General features: G+C 62.0%; 9 protein-coding genes. 4 read left to right on the top strand and 5 right to left on the bottom strand.

Features of this window, described 5'->3' with window-relative positions; genetic code table 11:
• The 3 genes from DIE12_RS30500 to DIE12_RS30490 form a co-directional block, all read left to right on the top strand.
• On the top strand, positions 1 to 258 hold a 258-nt coding region (locus tag DIE12_RS30500; protein WP_148092724.1), incomplete at its 5' end, for a TolC family protein.
• Positions 248 to 553, top strand: coding sequence for a TetR family transcriptional regulator (locus DIE12_RS30495; RefSeq protein ID WP_124523501.1), 306 nt, complete (start codon positions 248 to 250; stop codon positions 551 to 553). The genes DIE12_RS30500 and DIE12_RS30495, both read left to right, overlap by 11 nt.
• 612 nt (positions 554 to 1,165) lie before the next feature.
• Entirely contained in the window at positions 1,166 to 1,903 is a 738-nt protein-coding gene (locus DIE12_RS30490) for an IclR family transcriptional regulator (protein ID WP_221623857.1), read from the top strand.
• Positions 1,904 to 1,945: 42 nt separating this feature from the next.
• Here DIE12_RS30490 and DIE12_RS30485 read toward each other — a convergent pair whose 3' ends face one another.
• Positions 1,946 to 2,722: an SDR family oxidoreductase gene (locus DIE12_RS30485; protein WP_124523499.1), complete on the bottom strand. Its 777-nt coding sequence runs from the start codon at positions 2,720 to 2,722 to the stop codon at positions 1,946 to 1,948.
• A 36-nt stretch (positions 2,723 to 2,758) separates the two neighbouring features.
• On the bottom strand, positions 2,759 to 3,877 hold the full coding sequence (locus DIE12_RS30480) for a CapA family protein (protein WP_124523497.1): 1,119 nt from the start codon (positions 3,875 to 3,877) through the stop codon (positions 2,759 to 2,761).
• Between the two features lie 289 nt (positions 3,878 to 4,166).
• On the opposite strand from DIE12_RS30480, the gene DIE12_RS30475 reads away from it, so the two are divergent.
• Positions 4,167 to 5,000, top strand: a complete 834-nt coding sequence (locus DIE12_RS30475) for an SDR family NAD(P)-dependent oxidoreductase (RefSeq protein ID WP_124523495.1) — start codon at positions 4,167 to 4,169, stop codon at positions 4,998 to 5,000.
• A gap of 94 nt (positions 5,001 to 5,094) precedes the next feature.
• On the opposite strand, the gene DIE12_RS30470 is transcribed toward DIE12_RS30475, so the two are convergent.
• From DIE12_RS30470 to DIE12_RS30460, 3 genes are all read right to left on the bottom strand, one after another.
• Positions 5,095 to 6,261 carry a beta-propeller fold lactonase family protein gene (locus DIE12_RS30470; RefSeq protein WP_124523493.1) on the bottom strand — a complete coding sequence of 389 codons (1,167 nt, stop codon included), beginning with the start codon at positions 6,259 to 6,261 and terminating at the stop codon, positions 5,095 to 5,097.
• A 72-nt stretch (positions 6,262 to 6,333) separates the two neighbouring features.
• Positions 6,334 to 6,750 carry a Zn-ribbon domain-containing OB-fold protein gene (locus tag DIE12_RS30465; protein WP_124523142.1) on the bottom strand — a complete coding sequence of 139 codons (417 nt, stop codon included), beginning with the start codon at positions 6,748 to 6,750 and terminating at the stop codon, positions 6,334 to 6,336.
• Positions 6,751 to 6,754: 4 nt separating this feature from the next.
• Positions 6,755 to 7,924, bottom strand: a complete 1,170-nt coding sequence (locus tag DIE12_RS30460) for a thiolase domain-containing protein (protein WP_124523491.1) — start codon at positions 7,922 to 7,924, stop codon at positions 6,755 to 6,757.
• Between the last annotated feature and the right edge of the window lie 60 nt (positions 7,925 to 7,984).

The following is a 7,984-nucleotide window of genomic DNA, read 5'->3' as shown; positions in this document are numbered from 1 at the left end:
CTCGAGCGCAACGAGCACGCGCAGCAGCGTCGCTTCGACCTGTCGGACCTGCGCTACAAGAACGGTGTCGACAGCTATCTGTCGGTGCTGACCGCGCAGACCGACCTGTACTCGGCGCAGCAGTCGCTGATCAGCGCACGTCTGGCACGCTGGACGAACCTGGTCACGCTGTACCGCGCACTGGGCGGCGGCTGGATCCAGCGCGCCGGCGAGACGCCGCGCGCACCGGATCAATCGATCGGTAGCGATGGTTCGTAAAACGAAGCGCAGTGCATTGCTCACCCGTGAAGCCATCCTGGATGCGGGTGAGCAGCTATTTGTCGAACGCGGATTTCAAACCGTTACCCTGGACGACATTGCGAAGTCCGCAGCGCTAACGCGCGGCACCGTGTATTGGCATTTCGGCAGCAAAGGCGATTTGCTACGTGCGATCCTCGAGAGATTGCAGTATGGATTGCACGAGGATCTGCTCGCGCTGACGCGACCCGCGACCCGCGAGCAACGAAGCCGCCTTCCGCAACGTCGATCGCTTCTGCCGAACCATGGTTTCTGACGGGACGGCAAACCCGGAGGGCGGCGCATGGATCGGCCGATGCATCGCAAACTACGGCGCATTCCTCGAGGATCCGGGTACCGCACCCCTCGTCGGACAGTTGTTCAGGAGATGCACGAGGCACTATCCGAAACCATCCAGAGATCTCGCGCCGGTCAGAATGGTGCCGACGCCCATATACAGAAAGAAGCCGAAAACAGACGCATTGCTGTTGCAGGCGCTCCTTGTCGGGTATGCGAGGCTGACAGCGATTCATGCACGGCCGCGCAACCTCAGGGCGGCTGCAGCGGGTCTGGTGCGCCCGCCGTCGAGACGATGAAATCGTGACGGGTCCGGCGATTCTTGACGGACCGTTACGTAATCAACGTGCGGTGCTCAAAACGCGTGTGGCCAGGCTGCATATGGACTGCCGATGCGGAGTTGCTCCGGCGGCCGTCGCGGCACGACCGAACCGGTACCGCGGTGAACCGCGAATCAACTGGAACCCGTGCCGTACATTGGAACCGCATGGTAACATGCGCGTTACAGCTACATTACGCCCGCGGCGGTCGCGAATGCGTCGCAATGTAGCATATTGAAATCCAATGACCTTCCAGAGGGAATGCTGCCGATATGATGCGCTCAGTCCAACGTATCCTTGCGATCTTCGAAAGCTTCAGCGCGGAGAGAAGCAGCCTGTCGTTGCAAGAGATCGCGGATCGCATCGATTTGCCGAAATCCACGACCTTCCGGATCGTTCAGAGCCTGGAGCGTGCGGGGTATCTCGTTCGCCTGGAAGATAACCAGTATTGCCTGTCGTTCCGGTTTACCCGGCTGGCCGGCCTGGTGCGCAGCACGCTGACGATTCGGGAGATTGCCCGGCCGTTCCTGCTGGATCTGGCGGAACAGACGAAGGAAACCGTATCGATCCATACGGTCAACGGCGGGAATCGTGTCTGTATCGATGCCGTATCCACTGCTACGGCGCCGCTGCGGGCGGTCGTTCAGGCCGGCGAGCAAATTCCGCTGCTGGCAGGTTCCGCGTCGAAGGTGCTGATGGCTTACCTGCCGAAGACTGAGCTGACTCCCATCGTCACCAGTGCCGCCCGGGCCCGAAAGATGACGAAAGCCGACTTGCTCGAGGAGCTGGCGCGGGTGCGCGAGCAAGGCTACGCGGTTTCGCATGGCGAGCGACTTCTCGGCATTTCCGCGATTTCAGCACCGATCAAGGACTTCAACGAGGAAGTGCATTATTGCCTGTCGGTCGGCGCGCCGACCGTCCGGATGCAAATGCACGAAAAGGAGTTCATCAAGCTCGCCGTGACGGCGGCCGCCGATATCTCCCGGCAGTATGGCGGCAAGGCGCAGTAGCGGCAGATCCAACCCGCAGCTGCGTCCCGCCGCGTCGGGAGATCAGAAAAGCGAGCCGATCATGCCGCCTTCGACGGCGATGGTCGAACCCGTGATAAACCCGGCCTGCATCGATGCGAGGAACGTCACGACCCCTGCCAGCTCCTCCTGGGAACCCATGCGTCCCAGCGGCGTGAGTTTCTTGCGTGTTTCCGCCTGCTCGGCTGTATACGCGGCGGCTCCGCTGCGATGCGGCGTCTCGATGAGGGCCGGCGCAACGCAGTTCACCGTGATACCTCGATCGCCGAGTTCGTTGGCGAGATGCTTCATGTAGGCGGTGACGCCCGCGCGGAAAACCGTTGACAGGCTATGGTGCGGCATCGGCGACTTCACGGATGCAGAGGTGATCGCGATGATGCGCCCCCAGCCGCGTTCGCGCATCGCCGGCGTGATTTGCTTGAGGACCTGAATGGTGCTCCATAGCTGATTCTGATAGGCCTCGGTCCATCTGGCCTCGTCGGTTTCGTCCAGCGTGGCGCGGATCGGATTGGGCGGGCGGCTCGTATTCACGACGACGATGTCGGGGCCGCCGAATTCGCGTCCGATTGTGGTGGCGAGGCGTTCCACGTCGCCGCTCACGCGCATGTCGCCAGGCACCGTCACGGCCCGTACGTGATATGTGCGCTCGATCTCATCGGCAACAGCCTGCAGTTTGTCGGCCGACCGCGCGAACAGTACGACGTTGGCGCCTTCGGCAGCAAGGGCATGAGCGATATTTCGGCCCATTCCGCCGCTCGACGCGGTGACGAGGGCGGTCTTTCCTTTGATTCCCAAATCCATGAGGGTTCTCGCGATGCTCGGGTGGTGGGGGGCGGGTCAGCCCGAGATGACGACTTCGTCGCCTTCGACGCTGAAGCGATGGGGCATGTCTTCCGATACCCACTCCATGTAGGACAGAACGTTCGAGAATCGGCGATCGTCCGGACGCAATATTTCCGGACGATACTGCTTGTCGATTGCCATCGGAAGAAACGAGGTGCGGACGACGCCTTCGCCCGAGATCGTCGCCTTTGCCATTAATGCCAGCGTGCTCGCCTTGCCGTAAGGCATGAACGGGTAGTCGGGGTCGAGATCCGTGTGGTTGCGCACTGCGCCGTGTGCCCAGGCCGGCTCGTCGTGCCACGACGGCGCGGCGAAGGGCTTCGTCATGGCGAACACGCCGAGACTGTAGAAGATCGTTTTGCCTCGATAGACCTCGATGGCTTTCGGAATATGCGGCGAATGCCCGACGACCAGGTCGGCGCCTGCTTCGATCGCTGCGTGGGCGACGACGACTTGATAGTCCGGGATGATGCGCGGCAGGCGAATCACGCCGGCGTGGTATGCGAGCACGACGACATCAACCTGACTCCGCAGCGTGGCGATGTCTTCCAGCAACATGTCGAGGTCGTTCGGGTTCGGCTCCGTTCGCACGCGTACGGACTGATGCGGTCCGCGCGGCTCGTAGCGGGTCTCGATCCCGATGTTCATCACGCCTGGTTTGTCCGGCCCGGCCTCGCTGCCTTGTGCCGCGACGGAGGTGTAGCCCAGGTAGCCGACCGTTACACCATTCTTCTCGATGATCGCGGCGCGCCTTGCTTCCTTGCGATCCCTGCCTGCGCCGGTCACCTGGACGCCGTGTGCATTCATCAACATCCTGGTGTCCAGCATCGCATCCACGCCAGCATCGCAGCTATGGTTGTTTGCAAGGGTGACGGCGTCAAAGAGACCGCTCGTGAATATCTGCGCCATTTCGACCGGCTGGCAGACCTGCGGGGCATGCTCGGTTTTCACGCCACGGTTCGAATATGCCCGCATGCAGTTGATGAAACGGAAGTCGGCTCGCTCCAGTGCGGGGCGCACGAGGGCGGTATAGCCGTCGATCGGGAAGCCTGCGGCAGGCCCGTGGACCGGGCCGCAATCGCCTGCGATCAGCAGTGAGGCGGTTTGTGTCATTGCTCCTCCAGCATATCTCGAATCGCAGTCTGACAGCGACTGGCGTCAGGCGCACGATGCAGTGACGATTCGATGGTTTTGTTCTAGTGAGTGGAACTCGTACCGATAAACAGAACCTATGATAGCATTACTTTCAACGCATGGAGGCGCCGGGTTCGAACCTGGTGAGGCGGCTGGATCGCCCCGTTAGCCGCAATGTCGGGAGCAGGATGCCGGACGGCCTGGGACCTTTCGGATGCCCGGGTGACGGACGATTTCAACCTTGGAGATAGGAGTACAGGAGAACCTCATGAATTCAAATCGCGGTCCCGGCTGGACACCCTCGCAGCGGCTTGAGGGCAAGGTAGCTGTAGTTATCGGCGCGGGGCAGAGCCCCGGCGAAGGGTTTGGTAACGGTCGGGCGACGGCGGTGCGTTTCGCGCGCGAGGGTGCGCGCGTGCTCGCAGTCGATAGGAATCTCGAATCCGCAGAGGAAACGGCGGCGCTGATCCGTAGTGAAGGTTTCGAGGCGGTGGCCGCGGCGGCCGACGTCACGCGCGAAAGCGAGCTGGGCCAAGCCATGCGGCAAGCCAAGGAGCGCTGGGGCACGCTCGATATCCTGCACAACAACGTGGGGGTCAGCCTCGGTGGCGGCGACGCGGACCTGATGGATCTCACCGAAGAAAAATTCGACAACATCTGCCGGATCAATCTGCGCGGCACGATGTTCGCATGCAAGCATGCGGTCGCGATCATGCGGGAACAACGCTCGGGCGCGATCGTCAACGTTGCCTCGGCTGCCGCGCTCGGCAAGTATCCGTATGCCGTGTACAAGGCGACCAAGGCCGGCGTGATCGCGTTTACCGAGCAGTTGGCGCTGCAGAACGCGCCGTTCGGCATCCGGGCGAACAGCATTCTGCCCGGGCTGATCGCCACCCCGATGGCGGTCGACACGCGCGTGCGCGAATGGAATCAATCGCGCGAGCAGGTGGAGGCGGAACGTAACGCGAAAGTGCCACTCGGCCGTCAAGGGACCGCGTGGGACGTGGCGAATGCCGCGCTGTTCCTGGCGTCGGATGAGGCCGATTTCGTCACGGGTATTTCGATGCTCGTCGATGGCGGCCGCATCCTGAACAGGATCTGACGAACATCGCGGGGGCGGGGCGAGTGACGCCCCGCCCCCGCGTGCTCGTCGCTCAATACGCAACCGAGTTGGTGCGTATTGAGCGACGGGGCAGTCAGCGGACGCCGACGATACCCATCCAGTACTGAAGCTGGCCGTTCGGCGTGTCGACATCATATTTCCGCACGAACTCCAGACGTCCGTCCGCGAGGATGCGAAACACGGACAGCGCTGCAGGTGTCACATCGACGTCGTCGCCCCGGCGAACAGCGAGTGGCTTGATGCTGGCGGCGATGAGTAGGCGACCGCTCGGATCGCACGCGAACGTCCGGACGTGAAACGATTGGGTGTCTGCGTGCTGGATCGGTTCGAGGTTGCCCGAGTCGGGGTCGATGCGAAACACTGCAATGTTGTTTTCTCCGCCGCCAAATACCTTCTGGCCGGCGAAGTCGACCGTATGGTCAGCCCGGTTTGCTACATAGACCCATCGACCGATCGGGTGCACATGGATCGGGCCGCCGAGTTGGCGAGGATTCGCACGGAGCGGCTCCGCCAGCGTATTGAGCGAGCAGGCAGGCTCCGCCTCGATCGCTCCATCGGCGAAACGAAACTGGTAGACCCGATTGGTGCGTTCGTCGGACGCATAGAGCCACGGCTTCGACGGATGGAAGTCGACATGTCGTGGCCCGAACCCGTATCCACCGCGGGGAGCAACGACCTCGCCCGGCGACAGCTTGCCGTCCACGAATTCAAAGGAACGCAATGCACCGGGCTCCTCGGCTCGTTCTTCCTTCGCCTGATTGCCGCGATCGACGATCAAGGCTGGCGAGCCGCTCGGAAACACCATGACTTGATGCGGATAGATGCCGAAGTCCAACGTTTCGGAATGTGCGATCGGTTCACCGATCTTTCCGTCGTGTTCGATTCGGTGTACGGTAATCCCGCTCGCGGGAAAATTGTGCCCGCTCAAAATGAAGCGCCCGGATGGGTCGACGCACATGTGAACCGCACGACGATCGAGTGACCTCGGCCCGCCATGCGCGGACAGCGCGCCGTCGGGTCCGATCGTATACGCACTCACATGGTTGAAGTCCGAGCGCATGCGCGGGCCGCTGCTGCTGGTGGTGACGTACAGGTGCGAGCGGGAAGGATGGGGCCACGCATATTGCACTTTGGCCGGCACGCGAATCGTTGCTCTCTTCGAGAGGGTTGCCGCGTCGACGTCGACGTCATAGTGCGTGATCGTGTCTCCGACCGCGCTGTACAAGGCTACGCCTGCCATCTAAATTCTCCGGATGAAGCGCCGTGTTCAGGAGTGGACGGCGCGAACGCACGGACCGTGCCAGCCCGTCCGTTATGCGTGCGTGTCGGCCACGGGCGTGAACATCGGAATCGAGTGACCGCCTTCCGATTTCTTGAAAACGACCTTGACGCGCTGGCCGATTCTGACCGCGTCGAGATCGGTATCGACGATGTTCGTCATGAGCGTCGTGCCCTCGTCGAGCGTCACATAGGCGATGCAGTAAGGGGTCGGCGTGCCGCGTCGCGTGACACTGAACGCATAGATCGTCCCGAGTCCCCGTGCATCCTTCCATTCGAGGTGGTCGCTCCAGCAGAACGGGCACAACGACCGCGGATAGTGGTGCGGTTCGTTGCAGGCATTGCAGTATTTGACGAGTAGTCTGCCATCCGACGCGGCGTCGAAATACGGCTCGTCGCCCGGATTCATGGCGGGGTCGTTGATCTTGCGGTCGGTATATGGGGTGGCCATTTGCTTATTCCCTTTCCATGATGAGCGTTGCGGCGCCATGACGGTGCCCAATTGCGCCGCCGATGCCGGTCGCGAGTGCCAGCGAGCAGTTGCGTACCTGGAGTTCCGGACGGGCTTCGCCGCGCAGTTGGCGAACTGCCTCGATGATCTTCGTGATCCCGCCACGATTGGACGGATGGTTGTTGCACAGCCCGCCGCCGTCCGTATTGAACGGAAGCTTTCCGATGCCCGAAATCAGATTGCCGTCGGCTACGAACTTTCCGCCTTCACCCTTCTTGCAGAAGCCGAGATCCTCGAGCTGGAGGATCACCGTGATCGTGAAGCTGTCGTAGATCGATGCGTACTGGATGTCCGAGGGGCGGACACCGGCCTCCTCGAATGCGCGTGGGCCGGTCCATGCCGCGCCCGTGTAGGTGAGATCGATCTTGCCGCCCATCTGATGCTTCGTGGATTCACCGCTGCCCAGAATCTTGACCGGTGGGCGATTGAGTGCTTTCGCGATCTCCGGGCGCGCCACAATCACGGCGCCACCGCCATCGCTGACGACACATGAGTCGAGCCGGTGAAGTGGGTCCGAGATCATGGGCGAGGCGAGGACGTCGTCCACGCTGACCACGTTTTTCAGCATCGCGTTCGGGTTGTATTGCGCGTGGTGCGACGCGGCCACCTTGACCCACGCGAGCTGTTCGCTCGTGGTGCCGTATTCGTGCATGTGCCGCATGGCTGCCATCGCATACAAATTCACAGTCACCGGGTTGTACGGCATCTCATAGGGCGCATCGGGAAGATTGACGCCACGCACCCGTACCTGGGTGCCTGAAATGCCTTCGGAGTTCGGCCGACCGGCGAGGGTGATCATCGCTACGTTGCATTTGCCGGCTGCAATGGCCTGGGCAGCGTGCGCGACGTGGATCAGGTACGAGCATCCTCCCATGTCCGTCGAGTCGATGTGCTTCAGCCTGTTCAGGTTAAGGTAGTTGGCCATCGACCACGCGTTCGCGCCGGGCGCATCGCCCGCGCAGAAATACCCGTCGATGTCGTCTTTCGACAGGCCGGCGTCATCAAGCGCGCCCTTCGCGACCTCGGCGTGCAACTGGGCGACCGAATGGTTCGGCGCCTTGCGCAGCGGATGCTCGTATGCGCCGACGATATATGCCTTGCCTCTGATAGTCATGTGCTGACACTCCTCCATGTTTTCGGAACGGACGGGTTGTGTCGGCCGCACTGCCGGCAT

The organism is Burkholderia sp. Bp9015 (assembly GCF_003853505.1).
GTDB lineage: Bacteria > Pseudomonadota > Gammaproteobacteria > Burkholderiales > Burkholderiaceae > Burkholderia.
This window is presented reverse-complemented; position numbering and strand designations above follow the sequence as displayed.